General features: G+C 72.7%; 15 protein-coding genes. 11 read left to right on the top strand and 4 right to left on the bottom strand.

Annotated elements, in window-relative coordinates; translation table 11 throughout:
- The first annotated feature begins 160 nt into the window (after positions 1-160).
- The 9 genes from HHL19_RS18685 to HHL19_RS38150 all read left to right on the top strand — a co-directional run bounded on the left by HHL19_RS18685 (position 161) and on the right by HHL19_RS38150 (position 10391).
- Positions 161-973, top strand: coding sequence for a hypothetical protein (locus tag HHL19_RS18685; protein ID WP_169090975.1), 813 nt, complete (start codon positions 161-163; stop codon positions 971-973).
- Between the two features lie 110 nt (positions 974-1083).
- On the top strand, positions 1084-1236 hold the full coding sequence (locus tag HHL19_RS18680; RefSeq protein ID WP_169090973.1) for a hypothetical protein: 153 nt from the start codon (positions 1084-1086) through the stop codon (positions 1234-1236).
- Between the two features lie 98 nt (positions 1237-1334).
- Positions 1335-2378 (top strand): conjugal transfer protein, encoded by a 1044-nt coding sequence (locus HHL19_RS18675; RefSeq protein ID WP_169090971.1) that lies wholly within the window; start codon positions 1335-1337, stop codon positions 2376-2378.
- Complete coding sequence (locus HHL19_RS18670) at positions 2378-2722, top strand: hypothetical protein (protein WP_169090969.1); 345 nt, start codon at positions 2378-2380, stop codon at positions 2720-2722. The genes HHL19_RS18675 and HHL19_RS18670 overlap by 1 nt, the downstream gene beginning before the upstream one ends.
- On the top strand, positions 2719-3375 hold the full coding sequence (locus tag HHL19_RS18665) for a hypothetical protein (protein ID WP_169090967.1): 657 nt from the start codon (positions 2719-2721) through the stop codon (positions 3373-3375). The genes HHL19_RS18670 and HHL19_RS18665 overlap by 4 nt, the downstream gene beginning before the upstream one ends.
- Positions 3376-3553: 178 nt before the next feature.
- Positions 3554-5953 carry an ATP-binding protein gene (locus tag HHL19_RS18660; RefSeq protein ID WP_240981667.1) on the top strand — a complete coding sequence of 800 codons (2400 nt, stop codon included), beginning with the start codon at positions 3554-3556 and terminating at the stop codon, positions 5951-5953.
- Entirely contained in the window at positions 5953-8688 is a 2736-nt protein-coding gene (locus HHL19_RS18655) for a hypothetical protein (protein ID WP_169090965.1), read from the top strand. Before HHL19_RS18660 ends, HHL19_RS18655 begins: the two co-directional genes overlap by 1 nt.
- A complete protein-coding gene (locus HHL19_RS37390; protein WP_346768556.1) occupies positions 8685-9854 on the top strand; it encodes an NlpC/P60 family protein in 1170 nt (389 codons plus the stop codon). Before HHL19_RS18655 ends, HHL19_RS37390 begins: the two co-directional genes overlap by 4 nt.
- A 408-nt stretch (positions 9855-10262) precedes the next feature.
- Complete coding sequence (locus HHL19_RS38150) at positions 10263-10391, top strand: hypothetical protein (RefSeq protein WP_277349252.1); 129 nt, start codon at positions 10263-10265, stop codon at positions 10389-10391.
- A 133-nt stretch (positions 10392-10524) separates the two neighbouring features.
- Here HHL19_RS38150 and HHL19_RS18645 read toward each other — a convergent pair whose 3' ends face one another.
- The gene (locus HHL19_RS18645) at positions 10525-11160 is read right to left on the bottom strand and encodes a hypothetical protein (RefSeq protein ID WP_169090963.1); all 636 of its coding nucleotides are present in this window, start codon (positions 11158-11160) and stop codon (positions 10525-10527) included.
- A 332-nt stretch (positions 11161-11492) separates the two neighbouring features.
- Between HHL19_RS18645 and HHL19_RS18640 the strand changes: the two genes are divergently transcribed.
- Positions 11493-12008, top strand: coding sequence for a hypothetical protein (locus HHL19_RS18640; protein ID WP_169090961.1), 516 nt, complete (start codon positions 11493-11495; stop codon positions 12006-12008).
- Between the two features lie 22 nt (positions 12009-12030).
- On the opposite strand, the gene HHL19_RS18635 is transcribed toward HHL19_RS18640, so the two are convergent.
- Positions 12031-12645, bottom strand: a complete 615-nt coding sequence (locus HHL19_RS18635) for a hypothetical protein (protein ID WP_169090959.1) — start codon at positions 12643-12645, stop codon at positions 12031-12033.
- Between the two features lie 419 nt (positions 12646-13064).
- Between HHL19_RS18635 and HHL19_RS18630 the strand changes: the two genes are divergently transcribed.
- Positions 13065-13853 (top strand): alpha/beta hydrolase, encoded by a 789-nt coding sequence (locus HHL19_RS18630; protein ID WP_169090958.1) that lies wholly within the window; start codon positions 13065-13067, stop codon positions 13851-13853.
- Positions 13854-13997: 144 nt separating this feature from the next.
- On the opposite strand, the gene HHL19_RS18625 is transcribed toward HHL19_RS18630, so the two are convergent.
- Both HHL19_RS18625 and HHL19_RS18620 read right to left on the bottom strand, forming a co-directional pair.
- A complete protein-coding gene (locus HHL19_RS18625; RefSeq protein WP_169090956.1) occupies positions 13998-14591 on the bottom strand; it encodes a hypothetical protein in 594 nt (197 codons plus the stop codon).
- Positions 14542-14865: a hypothetical protein gene (locus HHL19_RS18620; RefSeq protein ID WP_169090954.1), complete on the bottom strand. Its 324-nt coding sequence runs from the start codon at positions 14863-14865 to the stop codon at positions 14542-14544. Before HHL19_RS18620 ends, HHL19_RS18625 begins: the two co-directional genes overlap by 50 nt.
- Positions 14866-15079 lie beyond the last annotated feature (214 nt).

Raw genomic sequence — 15079 nt, 5'->3', positions numbered from 1 at the left:
GTGATGACCCGACGGGCGAGCGGAGTGACCCAGGCCGGGGGCCGGGGGCAGGTTGCTCTTTGGGCAACCGTTTGACCTGCGGGTTTGTGGTTCTGGGTCAGTTTCTGGGTCAGGGGTGCTGAGGACAGTCGACGACACGTGATCGAGAAAGGGCCGTGTCGTGGACATCCGTGTTTTCAGGGGGCTGAACGCCGAGTGGGCGCTGGTGTGTGCCGAGCCGAGCGCCGGGGCGCGGGTGCGTGGCTGGCTGGAGGAGGCCGGTGTTCTGACGCCGGGTGAGGGGCCGTCGGAGCTGGAGGAGTTGCTGGGCTGGCTCGGGGTGCGGGACCGGCAGGTGGGCCGAGAGCACAGCGACCGGTGGATGGGCGCGCTGCTGGCGGTGGCGGCCGGTGAGGGTGCGGGGGCGCGGCTGGCGGCCCGGGTGGTGGTGCAGGCGATGGTGGACGGGGCGGTGCGCACCACGCTGTCGCTGCTGCGGCCGGGGCGGGATTTCGACGAGGTGGGGCAGGTCGTGGTGGCGGCCCTGTACGGGGTGGTGCGCGCCTATCCGCTGCACCGAACTCGGAAGGTCGCGGCCAACCTGCGGATGGAGACGCTGCACCGGGCGAGCCGGGAGCTGCGGGCCGACGATCCGCAGGCGCTCGGGTGGGATGCAGAGCTGGCGGGGCTGGCGAGCGGCGAGGACATCGAGGAGGCCGCGTGCCGGGCCGGGGTGGTGGAGCAGGCCGTGGCCGGCGGCCTGATGGAGGGGGCGCGGGAGTGGGAGCCGGCGCGGGCGGAGCTGGCCGAGTTGCTGCTGTGGGGGGTGCAGACGGGACTGCTGAGCGCGGCGCGGGCGCGGCAGATCGCGGACGAGGTGCGGGCGGAGTCGCGGGAGCAGGCCGGGGTGTCGGCGGCGGCCCGGCGTAAGCGGCGCAGCCGGACCGTGGCGCGGTTGCGGCCTGTTGCGCGGCAGTGGGTGCGGGCGGCGTGAGGCTCGCGGATTTTCTTGGGCCGGGGCTGTCACGTTCGGGCCCGGCCGGCTCCTTGCGGGGGTGGACCGGCGGAGTGGCCGCCGGGGAGTGGGGATGGGAGGTGTCGGCCGTGGCGAAACAGCTGTCGGACGAAACGGTGCTGATGCGGGCGCGTCGCCGGCTTGGGGAGCTGGCCGTGCTGTTGGAGGTGTCGCCGTTCTCCGCCGAGACGGAGGAGGCGATGCGTACGTATCTGCGTGAGGAGGCTCCTGCGGCCCGGTAGGCGTTCGGCCGCTGGTGCGAGGTCCCCGCGCAGACCCGGCTGACGCGGGCCGCCCTGCTGCGCGAGGTCCAGTCGTGAGGCGCCGCGGTACGGGGCCGGTGCCCGAGCAGACGGGGGCCGCACGGGCGCACGCCCAGGGCGAGGAGGCGGGTCTGCCCGCGGAGGCGGGCGGGTGGGAGCTCGGTTCGCTGGGGGCCTCGGCGAACGTGGTGACGGTGCTGCGCCGCTCCGCGTGGGTGCTGCTGCTGGCCGGTCCGGTGCTGGGGGCGTGGGCGCTGCTCGCGGGGCCCGAGGCCGTGCGCGCGGAGGTCGCCTCCGAGCGGCCTGCGGCGGTGGTGGTGGATTCCTCGGGCCCGGGCGGGTTCGCCGAGCTGTTCGTGACGGCGTATCTGGAGGCCGGGGAGGGGCAGACGGGCGACGCGGTCGCGGCGTTCATGCCGGGGGCTGGTCCGGCCATGCTCGCGGGCGGTGGGGGCGGTCAGGTGGTGGAGCAGGCCGCGGCGGTGCGGGTGCGGGCCGTCTCGGCCGGCTACTGGGCCGTGACGGTCGCCGCCCGAGTCCGGCCCGCCGAACCGCCGGCGAAGCCGAACCGGAGCGAGGCCGAGGCCGAAGCGACGGTGGGGCTGCGGTACTTCCGGGTGCCGGTGCGCTCCGGGGCCTCGGGTGAACTCGCCGCGGTGGCTCTGCCCGCGGAGGTCGGTGCGCTGCCGGCCGGGCAGGCCCCCGAGCTCGGCTACGGGAAGGCGGCGGAGCCCAGCACGGCGGATCCGGGGGTCCGGACGATTCAGGGGTTCTTCACTTCCTACCTGGCAGGCGGCGGAGAGGTCGACCGGTACATGCCGCCGGGCAGCAGGCTCACGCCGATCACGCCGGCTCCGTACGCGTCGGCGCGCGTGGAGCGGGTTGCGGAGTACGGGACGAACGCGCCGGGTGCCACCTTCCCCGAGAGTGCGGGGATCCCCGACGGGACGCGCCGCCGGTTGCTGGTGGACGTGACGGCGGCCGAGCGGGGCGGCGCAAAGCGGCCTTTGACGTATGCGGTCGCGCTGAAGTCGCGCGACGGGCGGTGGGAGGTGGAGGCCGTCGAAGCGGCCCCGCTCCTGGCCGCCGGTTCCGGTGCAACGGACGAGAGGAGCAAGTGATGCAGGACATGGTGCTGCTGGCGGACGCGATCAACGACGTCAATCTGCTGGGTATCCGGGTCAATGGTCTGCTGACCACCACGGTGATGACGGTCATGGTGAGCATTTCCACGATCAGAGCCTGGCGGAAGACGCAGTCCGTCCTGGCCGCGGGCGGAGCGCTGCTGGGTGGGGTGGCCCTTTGGTACGCGGTGATGACGGCTCCCGCGTTCCGTGACTCCGTCGGGGAGACGATCAAGCCGGGCGGAGCGCCGCCGGTGACCGAGGGGCGCGGGCCTGCGGTCGTGCGCGTCGTGGAACCGGTCACCGGGACTGGGTCGGGGCGTGGCGGTGAGGTTCTGTGAGCGCGCCCGCGGAAGTGCCGTCCGGTGATGGAGTGCTGGTGGGCCGGTGCTACACCAAGGCGCGGCGACACCCGCTGATGATCGGGAAGTGGCCCGGCGGGCAGATGACGATCCCGGGCGGGCCGTACACGGTGCCGCAGGTGGCCGTGATCGCGGTGACCTTTGCGGTGCTGATGCTGACCCGCGAGGTGTGGGCGCACTTCGGGCTGGTGAATTTCGTGATCGCCCTCGGGGTGCCGTACGGGCTGTCTCTGGTGGTGCGGCACGTCCACGTGGACGGCCGTAACCCGCTTCTGGTCGCGGTGAGCGCGGGCGAGGCGGTGACCGCTCCTTCTGCGGGGCGTCTGGGAGGCCGGCCAGTGAAGCCGGTGGGCCGGTACCGGCCGCTGGTGGGGGTGTGCAGCGTGACGTGGACGGAAGACGCCGAGGACTTTGCCGGTGGGGCTGAGGAGCCGGCCGTGGCCGAGACGGCTTCTGCGGCTGCGGGCAGCCCGTCGGATGTACCGGCGGCAGCAGGGCGGCCAGCGGCTGCGGCGGCGCGGGCGGGGACTCGGGGCGGGAGTCCGGTGGCGGCGGCCGCGGCGCTGCTGGCGCTGCGTCAGGAGCAGATGCGGGCGCGGGCCGTGGGCGTGGATGTCGAGCGGGGGGTGTGAGCGGTGAGGATCCCGATCCGGCACGTGGCCGGGAACGTGGTGTGGACGACGCAGGGAACGGTGTGGGCCGTCTTCCGGGTGCAGGGCGCGCAGACGGCGCACGCCTCGCGGCGGGCCCGGCAGCAGCGGCTGGGGTATCTGGAGGCGCTGGTCAAGCAGCTGCGGGGGGGGGGAGTCGATGCTGCTGAGCCTGTGCCCGGCGGTCGACCCGGAGAACGTGGTGGCCCGGATGTGCGCGGACATCGACATGGCCGCCTCGCCCCGGTACGCGGCGAGCGTGGAGATGCTGCACGAACAGCTGGAGCAGCTGGAGCTGACGGGCCGCTCGGACTGGCTCGCGCTGCCGCTGCCGCTGCCGCGGAAGGAAGCGGTGCGCGAGGTGGTCGCGGCCGCGCGGGCCGAAGTGTCCCTGACGCTGGGCCTGCTGCCTCGTCCGGTTGCGGCGCGGGAGGAGGAGATGCGCCTGGTGCAGGCGCATCGGCTGGCTTCGACCTGGCCGTCGGGGATCGGGCTGCGGCCGGCGTCCACGGCCGAAGTGCTGTGGATCTACGGGCACAGCGCCCGGCGCGGTCTGGTCGAGCCGGTGCTGCCTGCCGCGGACGGCGGGCAGCGGCTGCGGGGGCGGGGCCGGGGGGCGGCCTCGCTGGGTCAGGTGGTGCTCGCCGAGGGCGGGTTGCTCGGCGAGGGCCTGGAGCAGGACGGGCAGGAAGCGGACGGCCGCAGGGGCCGGGGTCGGGGGCGGGGGAATCCGTTCTCGCGGCGTTGGGTCGAGGCGACGACCGAATGGGGCTCGTCGTATCAGGCGATGCTCGCGCTGGCGGAGATGCCGGAGGCGTTCATGTTCCCCGGGTCGGAGTACCTGGGGCAGCTGGACGATTTCTCGTTCCCGGTGGACTGGGTGGTGCGGCTGCAGGTGGAGAGCGGGGCGGCGGCGGAGGCGAAAAGCCGGCGGCAGGCGCGGGAGCTGGCCCACCAGTACGAGCAGTACGACGGGGAGACGGCCGGGGTGCCGGCCAGCGTCGACAAGGCGGCGTCCGGGCTGGACGAGTTCCGGGAGCGGCTGACGTCGTCGAAGACGGAGGTCGAGGTCCGGGCGATGACCGCGCTGTGCGTGTGGGGCGGCACGCCGGAGGAGGCGGAGCGGCGGGCGAGCGAGCTGGCCGGGCACTTCGCGGCCGGGGAGTACACGTTCGTCCGGCCGCGTGGTGAGCAGGAGGCGCTCTGGTACGGGATGCTGCCCGGGACGCGGACGCCGTCGGTGATGGCGCAGTACTCCCAGTACCTCCTGGCCCGCGACTTCGCGATGGCTGCGCCGTTCACCGGCAGCGCGCTGGGGGACGAGACGGGCCCGCTGTACGGGCTGCAGCTGGCCAACGGTGGGGTGCGGCCGGTGCTGTGCGACTGGTCGCGCGGTCCGAGGGAGAACGTGTCGGCCGCGGCGGCGTGGGTCGGTGAGCTGGGCAGCGGCAAGAGCGTGGGGATGAAGTCGGCCATGTACTCGGTGCTCGCGGCCGGACGGCGCCGGCACGGGGTGCGCCGGGGCCGGGTGGTGGTGGACCGGACCGAGCAGCAGGAGTGGGTCCGCTTCGCCGAGGCGTGCCCTGGCGAGACGGAGATCATCACGATCGACGACCAGGCCCGGATCTCTCTGGACCCGCTGCGGATCTTCACCGAGCCGGCGGAGGCGCAGCGGTTCACCGAGTCGTACCTGACGCTGCTGCTGGGGCTGTCGCCGATGAGCGAGGAGGGCATCGCTCTGTCGGAGGCGATCGAGGCCGTCCTGAAGGAGCCGCATCCCTCGATGCGGGTGCTGGTGGAGGAGCTGACCAACCGGGGTGCGGGCGGGGACACGTTCGCGGCGCTGGCCGCGCGCCGGCTGGCCGCCGCCCGCCGCAAGGACCTCGCGCGCGCGGTGTTCGACGAGACGCTGCCGGTGGTGCGGAACTCCACCGCGGACAGCGTCGTGTTCGCGGTTCATTCTCTGGCGCTGCCGACGAAGAGCGAGTTGGAGGCCGGGCGGCTGGAGAAGCTGCAGTTCGAGAAGACGTTCGGGCGGGCGGTGATGTATCTGATCGCTGCCCTGTGTCGAAAGATCGCCTACGCCGCTCCGGACGAGTTCGCGGTGGCGATCTGGGACGAGTGCTGGTGGCTGACGTCCTCGCCCGAGGGGCTGGAGCTGGCGATCGAGCTGGTCAAGGACAGCCGTAAGCACAACGCCGGAGCGTGGTTCGGCGGGCACGACGAGGACGACATCGGCCCCGCCGACAGTGAGAAGGGGCAGATCCTGCGCGGCCTGATCCCGCGCAAGTGTCCCTTCCGGCACACGAACCGCAACCTGGCCGCCCGCGGGCTCGCGTTCCTGGGGTGCAGCGACCAGGACGAGGACCTGCTGAGCCTGGTCACCGCCGGTCTGTCGCCCAACCGGCCGGACATGAGCGACGAGGAGCGGGCCGCGCGGGCCGGTGAATGCCTCCACCGTGATCTGACCGGCCGGATCGGCGCCATGCAGATCACCATCCCCGCCGATGAGGACATCGCGGCCGCCATCCACTCCCAGCCCGTCCGGCAGGCCGTCTGATGTCCCGCCGGCACCCCGCGCGTGCCGCCTGGCGTACCACGGCCGGACTCGGGGAGCGTGCTGTCGCTGTGGTGCGGTGGGCGCGGCCGGGCCGGGCGCTGCTGCTCGCGATGGTGCTGCTGATGCTCGCTAGCCTCTCGTCGCTGCTGCTGGCCGCGGTCGCGACGGCCGCGCCGGAGCCGACCCCGTCGCCGAGCGTGCCGAACCGTCTGGTGCCGTCGGTCGACCCGGCCAACCCGCTCGCCCCCGCGCCCGTGCTCACACCGCCCGCGGACGGCACCACGCTCGACGAGAGCGGGCAGGAGGCCGAACGCAAGGCGACCGCACAGAAGAAGGAGCAGGAGCGTCGCGCGAAGGAAGCCTGGGACAAGAAGGTGGAGGACTACCTCAAGAACGAGGCGTCCCGGGGCGGGGTGCTGTCCGCGTTCGAGGTGACCGACCGCAACAACATCCCGGTCTCCGCCTACCGGGTCTACGCCGATACCGGCGACTGGAACGACTGGGACCTGAAGATCGAGCACTTCCTGGTCGAGATGATGTTCCTCGGGAACAAGTGGCTGGTCTCCTTCGCGTGCTTCCTGATCACCTGGGCGCTGTCGTTCTCCCTGGCCGGGCTGCTCCTCAAGCCCGCGCTGACGGTGTCGACGTCGCTGTACGGCGGGGTGATCGTGCAGCTGGGGCTGCCCACCTTGTTCCTCACGTTCGCGATGGTGGTGGCGTCCTGGCATCTGCTGTTCGGCAACCGGGCGCGCGGGTGGGGCGAGATGGCGGCGGCGCTGGTCATCTCCGCGCTCGCGCTCGGCGCGCTGGCCTCGCCGCCGCAGATGCTGCTGTCCAAGGACGATGGCGTCGTTGCCACCGTGCGCGATCTCGCGGTGGAGACCGCGGCGCTCGTCCTGGACAAGGAGGCCATCGACGCCGGCAGCACCGGCCGGACGACGGCTGCGGGTGCGTGGGAGAAGACCGGGCAGGGAGCGACGGTCGGGCAGCGGGTGCGCAACTCGCCTGCCTCGATCGCCCGGCCCATCACCGACGCCCTGGTGGACGCCTTCGTCGCCCGCCCGGCGATGATGCTCTCCTACGGCCGGACCTTCTCCGACCCCCAGGGCGGCGGCGGCCCGAAGTGCGGCACGCTGTTTCGCGAATCCCGGATCTCCCAGGCGGTCTTCGACAAGGAGATCGACGAGATCCTGGCATCCGGCGAGAAGAAGGTGGGAGAGATCCCGTACATCGGGGGCACTCTCCAGGACATCGCCGAGACCACCACCCAGTCCACTGACACGGTCATCCGCGAGAAGCTCGCCGCCAAGGGTCCGCTGAAGACGTTCGAGAACCAGTGTGTGAAGGACGGCGCCGCGTCGGCGAAGAAGGCCAGCATGGAGAAGGTCGGCGGCGCGTTCTTCATGGTCATCGCCGCTTTCCTGACCTGCATCTTCATGATCACGCTGACTGCCGGGTTCCTCTTCGCCCAGCTGCAGATCGCCATCGAGGCCATGATCGCCAAGGTCGGGCTCGCCGTCGGTGTCCTGCCCGGCCCCGGACGCGGCTGGCTGTGGGACCGGGCCACCGCCATCGCCCGCGCCCTGGCCCTGATGCTCGTCTCCGTCGCGTCGGTCGCCGTGTTCATCGTCGTCGTCAACGCCGTCCTCAACGCCTCCGACCGCGATCTGCCCGGCGGGATCACCATCCGCTTCGTCATGCTCGACTGCGTCGTGCTCGGCGCCTTCATCTACCGCAAGCGCCTGGCCCACGCCACTCGCGGCTTGGCCGCGCGCGCCCGCGCCCGGGTCGGCGCCAGCGTGGTCGGCGGTACCGCCGCGCCCGCGCTCTCCTCCCCCAAGCGGAGGGGGATGGGCGGGGCGCTGGCTCTGGGCGGCCTCGCGCTCGGCGCGGCGGCCCTCACCGGCGGCGCCGGCGCAGTCGTCGGTCTGGGCCGGGCCGGTGCGGCCCGTACCGCCACCAGCCTCGGCGGGATGGCGCTGCGCGGCACCGGCCGGGCCGTCGCCGGTACCGCCCGGCTCGCCGGCCGCACCGCCGTGGGCAGTGCCCGGATCGCAGCGAAGACCACACGGTTCGGCCTGCAGGCGACCATCGGACTGCCGGTGTACGGGCCGAGGGCGGCGCGGCGCGTCGGCGCCGCGGCCACGGCTCTGCCCGGCCGGCTCGCCTCCGCCCGCGCGGCCGCGGGTGCACGAGCACGGCGAGCGGTCCAGGCGGTCCACCAGAGCACGGTGGCGCCAGCGGCGAACCTTGTCGGAGAGGGCGTCCACAACGTGCGCTCGCTCGGCCGGATCGTGACCGGCCGCGGCGGACTCGGCCTCTACCGCGCACCGAACCGTCCCGGACCGTTTCCCCCGCCCCCGCCCCCGCCCCGGCGGCGCCCCGTGCCGCCCCGCCCGGCCCACCCGCCGACGCCCACTCCCGCTCCGGCGCCGGCGCCGGTTCGGCGAGGGCGTCCCGCACCGCCGATCGCACAGCCGCCGGCCGGACCGAACCAGGCCCGCCTCCGGCAGCGGCTGCACCGCGTCCAGGCCCAGCAGACACCGGCCGCCGCTCCCCCGCAGCCCCCGACGCCCCAGCCCCCGCAGGCGGCCCCGGTGCAGCCGGCTCCGGCAGCCGCCGTTCAGCCGGCTCCGGCCCCGCAACCCTCGCCCGCTCCGCCGCGGGCGCGGCGCGCCGCCCGCCCGGCGCCGCCGCTCAACCCGGCGTCGCCGCGGCGCCCGAGGCGTCCGTGAAGGCCCCGGCGAAGGCGGTGCTGACCGGCGCGGTGCTGCTCTCGCCGCTTGCGCTCGTCCTGGGGCTGGTGGTCCTGTTCGTCGCAGCCGTCGCCAACGGCGCCGCCGGTCACGAGGAAGAGGCCGGCGCCGCGGCCTCCGGCCCGTCGGCCGCGGCGCCGGCCGGCGTCTCGGGGATCGGGCCGGTGGTCCTCGACGCCTACGTGCGGGCCGCGGCCGCGATGACCACGCTGCGCCCGAGGTGCAGGGGGATGCGCTGGTCGGTCGTCGCCGGCATCGGCCGGGTCGAGTCGAACCACGCCGCCGGGCGCGACGTCGCCACGAGCGGTGCGGTGACGCCCCGGATCTACGGAGTGCGGCTCAACGGCTCGGGCGCCGGAGGGAACACGAGCGTCCACGGCGACACCGACCGCGGTGTCCTGGACGGTGACACCGTCTACGACCGGGCGGTCGGGCCCATGCAGTTCATCCCCTCCACCTGGAACGGGCCTTCCGGGCAGGACGGCAACGGCGACGGTGCCAAGGACCCCCACAACATCTACGACGCCGCGCAGGCCACCGCCGCCTACCTCTGCGGCACCGGCCCGAGCGACCTCGGCGACGACGCCCAGCTCCGCAAGGCGGTGCTGCGCTACAACCAGTCGGGGGCGTACGCGGACGAGGTCCTCGGGCACGTCCACGCCTACGACCGGCTCGGCACCGCCGGCGCCGAGGGGACGACGGCGGGCAGGAAGGCGTTCCACGACGGTGCGGCCGGCTGGCCTGCTTCCGTCAGGAACCCGCGCTCGACCGCGGGGGCCATCGCATGGGCGCGGCAGGAAGCCGCTGGCGGGGGCGCGAACTGGTACCGGGCCTGTCTGGCTTTCGTAGCCCGCACCTACGGCTGGTCCTACTCCGGGGTTCAGTACGCCGTCGACCACTACCGGCAGATGCCCGCCGCCATGCGCCACGACCGCGACCGCAATCCGCCACCGGGGGCGTTGCTGTACTGGGACACCGGACAGCGGGCCGGGCACGTCGCGCTCTACCTCGGCGACGGAAAGATCGCGTCCAACGACATCCGCCGCAAGGGCTGCATCGACGTCGTCGACGCAAGCGACATCGAAACAGTGTGGGGTGCCACCTACCTGGGCTGGGCCCCGCCCCACTTCCCGAAGGGCGGATGAGTCCGTCGACAGGCGTGCGGGGGCTGGTTGACCACGTAAACGACCTGGGACGACCCCGGAATCCCAGCTCGGACACCAGGGGACAACTAACCCCCCAATAGCTAGGGGTCCCGCTTCGTCCGCCTGCAGCGCGACGCCGCCTCCTACCGCGGCGACCGCCACCCCGAGCTCCAGCGCGCCGAGCGCGCCCGCGACCGGGCCGCCGACGCCTGGTGCCGGGACAACGAGCGGCGGCTACGCGAGGCGGTCTCGGACCTGGCCACCTTCAACGACACCTGGCCCGCCCTCGTCGCCGTCGCCCCTGCGAAGGAGCTGAGCTCCTGGCAGAGGCGCCTCGACGGCCCGGGCCTCGCCGCCAAGCTGCGCGGCCTGCGTCCGGTCCTGTCCGGCGGCGTCCCCGCCAGCGCGGTGGCCTCCCACCCCCGTACGGCCGCCGAGCTCCGGGACTCCGCCCTCGCGCTCCTGGACGAGCTCGCCGCCGTCCGCGCCGCCGTGACCACCAAGGCCCTGGCCCCGGGACGGTCTCCCGTCAGCTGACGTGGAACCCCCTCGCCCGCCCGCGCACGCGTTAGTGGTTCCACGAAGTTCCACGAGATGTTCTTTTTCCCTGGTCAGGGGCTTCTCGACGGGAACTTCGACGGGTTCCTCGACAGTGCCGCCGAACCTGCCATCAACGGGATTCCGCACCATGCCCCGAACGGGTTGGCCCGGGCTCTCGCGACCAGGAGCTGAACGGCCACCTCCTACGAGGCTCCCCGAAGCCCGCGTACAGCTCGCGCACGCGCTCGGAGATAGCTTCGTAGGCGGCTTCCGCTGCCTCGTGCGTCTCTTCGATTGCGGTGTAGATGCCGATGCCGAGCGTGCCTCTCTGGATGGCTTCCTCGAACGTCGCGGGCGCTTCCTGGTACACGGTCCAGGCCCGGTCGAGGATGCGGTCGGCGGCCGCCTTGACCAGCTCTCGCACCTTGTCGTCAAGGATGAATCCGACCTGTGCATCGAGGGCGGCATCAGCCTCCCTGATGGCGGTCCGGCAGCGCTCGGCGTGATCATCGGGCGGTTTCGCATAGCGGGGGTCGGGCTTCTTGGCGGAGATGAGCTCGTCTCCGCGACGGCGCAGGTTCCGCAGGAGCTGGTTGACCTCCACGAGGTGCTCCAGCTCAAACGCTTCGCGCTGTTCGAGCTTGGTTCGGAGAAAGTCTTCCAGCCGCTCCCGGCGCTGGCGCCGGTGGTCGACCCAGTTGGCCACCTGGGCCAGCAGGCCGCCGAGGACGACTCCGACGAGCCCCCAGTACGGCGCCTGGTCCATGGACGGAGCTCCCTGCTTCGTGCGGGGGCGCCGGGTCCTCCGGCCCAAGACCACGGGACCTGTGTCCCTGTGTCCCGGCGTGTGTCCTCGCTCGTGCACATGTGATCTCGCAGGTCAGCACGTCTTTCGTGGCAAACGGGGGACGGGCGGTCACTCGCCGTCTCCGCCCCGGTCTGCCTCTCTCCACTCTCCTCCTCATCCGCCGGCTCCGCCCCTGCTGTGTCGGCAGGGGGCGCACGGGGTCGGGCGGGCGCCGGTTGGCGCGTCTCCTCGCCGGTGGTGCGCGGTCGCGCTTCCTGCGGCAGGGGCCGGGCGCCCCTACGCTCTGCGCCATGACTCGTTCGTCGCATCGTCGGGGCGGGCGGAAGGGGCAGAGCCACACCGCCACCCCCTCCCTGCGGTCCTACTCCGTCCCGCCGGCCTCCGAGGTGACCATCACCAGGCCGGACGGGACGGTGGCCACCCAGCCCGCGAAGAAGGCGCAGGCCACGGTCCCGGCCCGGCGGCGCAAAGGCCCGCCGGTCTGCGGGATGTGCGGCGGGACTATCGAGGACGGCAAGCTGCTGTTCAGCTGGGAGCGCGGCTCGGCGCGGGGCAAGCCCGTACACCGCCGGTGCGATCCCAAGGCCCGTCCCCAGCGGCCCGACCGCAAGGGCGCCGCGAAGACGTCGTCGAAGAACAAGTACGCCACCCCGCCCCCGCCGAAGACGCCCCGCCCGCGCGGCCCTGTCGGCACGTGCCCGAAGTGCGGCGCCCAGCCGGGGCAACGGTGCACCGTCCAGTACGCCGACGGCACGACCGCCGAGGTCGAGATCGGGCACGCCCAGCGCCGCGCCGTCTCGCCCTAGCGGATCTTCACCGAGGGACGCGTCAGTCGAGGTCGCAGGAGGCGAGGACGGCGGCCAGGGCGAAGGCGGTCGAGGCCCGCAGGCACCGCTCCGCCTCCAGGGCGGCGTCGGGCTCCTGGGGGCCGTTCGGCAGCCGGTGCAGCATTCTCAGCCCGTCCACGGCCGCGATGACGGTCGCCTCGTCGAGGATCCCCTCCCCCGTGCACTCCCCGCCGGCGACGGTCTCGGCAATCAGGGCGAGGGCCACCTCCCGGTCGGTGAGCCAGGCGTCCGCGACCCGGCGGGCAACGGCGGCCAAGGGCAGGACCGCCTCCTGGTCCCGTAGTCCGAGGACGACTTCCGCCTCGGCGGCCTCACTCCGCGCCTCGAAGGTCCGGCCGTCGGCGGGCTTCAACGCGGCGGGCCAGCGGGCCGCGTCCCGCTGCCGGGCCCACTCCAGAGAGGCGTGCGCGGTCTGACGGAGGTGTACGCACCGAGCGAGGTCGACCTCTACCTCGGAGGTCTCCGGCGGCGCCATGGCGAACGGCTGGGAGATGGAGGCCGCAGCGGCGCCGCATGCCGCCACCAAATGCGCGAGTTCATGCAGCAGCAGTGCGTGGCGGCGCCGGCGGGCGAGGAGGATCGTGTGGGATGTCACGCTCGCACTATGCCGAGCGGCCCGCCCCGACGGAGCCTCTTTCGAGATCGTCCACCCCCGCGGGGTCCTCGGTGCTAGTCGGGCCTCCTGGACGGCCCGGGGATCCCCGGGCCCCTGGGGTCGTTTCCGCAGGTCGGCGTTTGACTGCCGTGGCGTCACGCCCGATTCGCCCTAGCTACTGGGGGGTTAGTTGTCCCCTGGTGTCCGAGCTGATGGGGATTCTTGAAAGCGGACAGGGCTGCTCGTCGCCTCACTCGGTCCGCAGTTCAACGGAGTGGGTAGTTTCAACGAGCGAGGCGTGCTCGCGGCCGCGGCCGCTCGCTCGTGGAGTGCGCCGGCTGGGTGCACGCGCTTGAGGCCGTGACGTCTCCGGGGTCCGCCGCCACGACAGTATTAGTGGGCGCGCCTACCCTGAAGCTATGGCGACTGTGCAGGTCAACGGGCTGGGGATCGCTTACGACCGCGTGGGCGAGGGGCCGCCCGTGCTATTCCTACATGGGGCGGCGGCGGATGCCCGTGTTTGGCGGCCACAGTTCGACGCGCTGGCGGATGCGTTCACGGTCGTGGCCTGGGACGAGCCAGGAGCGGGCCGCTCCTCCGACGTGCCCAAGCCCTTCGGCCTGGCGGACTACGCCCACTGTCTGGCTGCGGTCGTGGAGTCGCTGCGGCTCGGCCCGGTGCACATCGCCGGTCTGTCTTGGGGTGGAACCGTCGCCCTGGAGTTCTATCGCCACCACGCGGACCGTGTGAGGACGCTGATCCTCGTCGATACCTATGCGGGCTGGGAGGGCTCCCTGCCTGCGGAGGAGGTGCGGGCCCGGGTCGAGGGCGCGCGCCAGATGCTGGCCGCGCCGCGCGGTGGGTTCGATCCGACCCTGCCCGGACTGTTCGCCGGCAGTCCGCCCGCCGCGTACGTACCGCTGCTGGAAGCGATGGCGGCCGCCGTGCGCCCGGAGACCCTACGGTCGCAGCTGTCTCTCATGGCTGAGACGGACCAGCGGGATCTCCTGCCCACAGTGTCGGCGCCCACCCTCCTGCTCTGGGGAGAGCAGGACGTGCGCTCGCCACTGGCCGTCGCGCGGCAGTTCCAGGAAGCGATCCCGGATGCCGAGCTGGTCGTGATCCCGGGTGCGGGGCACGTCAGCAACCTGGAACGCCCCGAGGAGTTCAACCGGGCCGTGCGCGACTTCTGCCGCACCCACTCCTGAGCCGGCGCCCAGCCCCCACCGAGTGGCCGACTGGCTTCGTTCACTTCTAGGGGCAGCGTTTGTCCGCCAGTTTGGGCAGCAGTTGCGGATCTTGAGGCCCGTGAATGTTCATGAGAAATAGCAGCGCGAGCGTCGCGCGGTGCGTCACTGCCCGGCGGGTGCTCGGTTGAGTCCGATTCCGACCTTGGTCAGCATCTGGCCGAGGAGGTGGAGGGCTCGTGGCCGGGCTGGCACTCCGCGCGCTGTTCCCGTCCAGTAGGCGTCAGTGAGCTTCTCCGTCGCCGTGAGGATCTGGTCGTCGTTCTGGGTGGCCAGGACGAGGACGAACCGCACGTAGTCGCCGATGTCGGTGCCATGGGTGTGCTGGTGCGTGAACGTTTGCAGGCGCGGGGTCAAGGCGGGCAGGGTGCGGTCCGTCGGGAAGACCACGGCGAGTCCGGCGAGGGCGAGGCGAACCGCTGGGCATTCTGCCGACCAGCGGGCCAGCAGAGCTGGAAGGTGGGCCTGGACCGCGTTGCGGGCCCGGGCCTCGCTGTCGGGATCGGCATGCTGTGGGGTGGCCGGCCAGGTCTCGGCAAGATGGCGCTCAGCGACGGTGGCAGCCCTGAACAGCAGGTCGACGGCTTGGAACCGGTGCCGGGCGGGAATGCGGTCGTCGACTGCGAGGGCCGTGACCAGGGCGAGGCCGTCAGCGGTGGTCGGCGGTGGTGACGAGGGCGAGGGCGGGGCCGTCGGCATCCGCCGGGGAGGCTTCGTCCATCCACACCTTCAGCGTCCGCCAGATGTCCGTGGCGGAGTCGGTCAGTGTCCTGTGCTGCCCGATGTGGTGCTTGACCTGCAGGAGTTCGGTGGCTGACCCGTCGCGCTCCCACGCCACGTCGTCGTAAAGCTCCAGGCTCAGCGCCGCGTCCGGCCGGCCGGCGCCGCTCTGCAGAAGTTCGACCAGCGCCCACCAGGTCTGATGCTGGTAGCCGATGGCGTTCGGAGCGGCGCCGTGTGAACCCTTTCCCATGACGTGCAGTCTCCCCCCACCTGATCACGGCGTCCAGGCGCCATGCTCAACCCGATATCGAACTCCAGTCCGATTCTGTCTCGGGCGGTTCCTGCCCGTCAATCTCGCGGACGTGCGGCTCGGCCCATCCCACCTGTGTGGGGTTGCTGATGCTTTGCCGGAACTCGGCCGTAACAGGCGCGGGTCCCGGTATGAAGGTCCCCAGTGCGCAGGA

Origin of the sequence: Streptomyces sp. R302 (assembly GCF_012927245.1) — a bacterium.
GTDB lineage: Bacteria > Actinomycetota > Actinomycetes > Streptomycetales > Streptomycetaceae > Streptomyces.
Note: the sequence above shows the minus strand (reverse complement) of the source record. Positions and strands in the feature narration are given on the sequence as shown.

Coding starts and splice junctions, on each gene's coding strand:
- HHL19_RS18660 (WP_240981667.1), top strand. CDS start 3,554: ATGCTGCTGAGCCTGTGCCCGGCGGTCGACCCGGAGAACGTGGTGGCC.
- HHL19_RS18670 (WP_169090969.1), top strand. CDS start 2,378: ATGCAGGACATGGTGCTGCTGGCGGACGCGATCAACGACGTCAATCTG.
- HHL19_RS18640 (WP_169090961.1), top strand. CDS start 11,493: ATGACTCGTTCGTCGCATCGTCGGGGCGGGCGGAAGGGGCAGAGCCAC.
- HHL19_RS18655 (WP_169090965.1), top strand. CDS start 5,953: ATGTCCCGCCGGCACCCCGCGCGTGCCGCCTGGCGTACCACGGCCGGA.
- HHL19_RS18630 (WP_169090958.1), top strand. CDS start 13,065: ATGGCGACTGTGCAGGTCAACGGGCTGGGGATCGCTTACGACCGCGTG.
- HHL19_RS18645 (WP_169090963.1), bottom strand. CDS start 11,160: ATGGACCAGGCGCCGTACTGGGGGCTCGTCGGAGTCGTCCTCGGCGGC.
- HHL19_RS18625 (WP_169090956.1), bottom strand. CDS start 14,591: ATGCCGACGGCCCCGCCCTCGCCCTCGTCACCACCGCCGACCACCGCT.
- HHL19_RS18620 (WP_169090954.1), bottom strand. CDS start 14,865: ATGGGAAAGGGTTCACACGGCGCCGCTCCGAACGCCATCGGCTACCAG.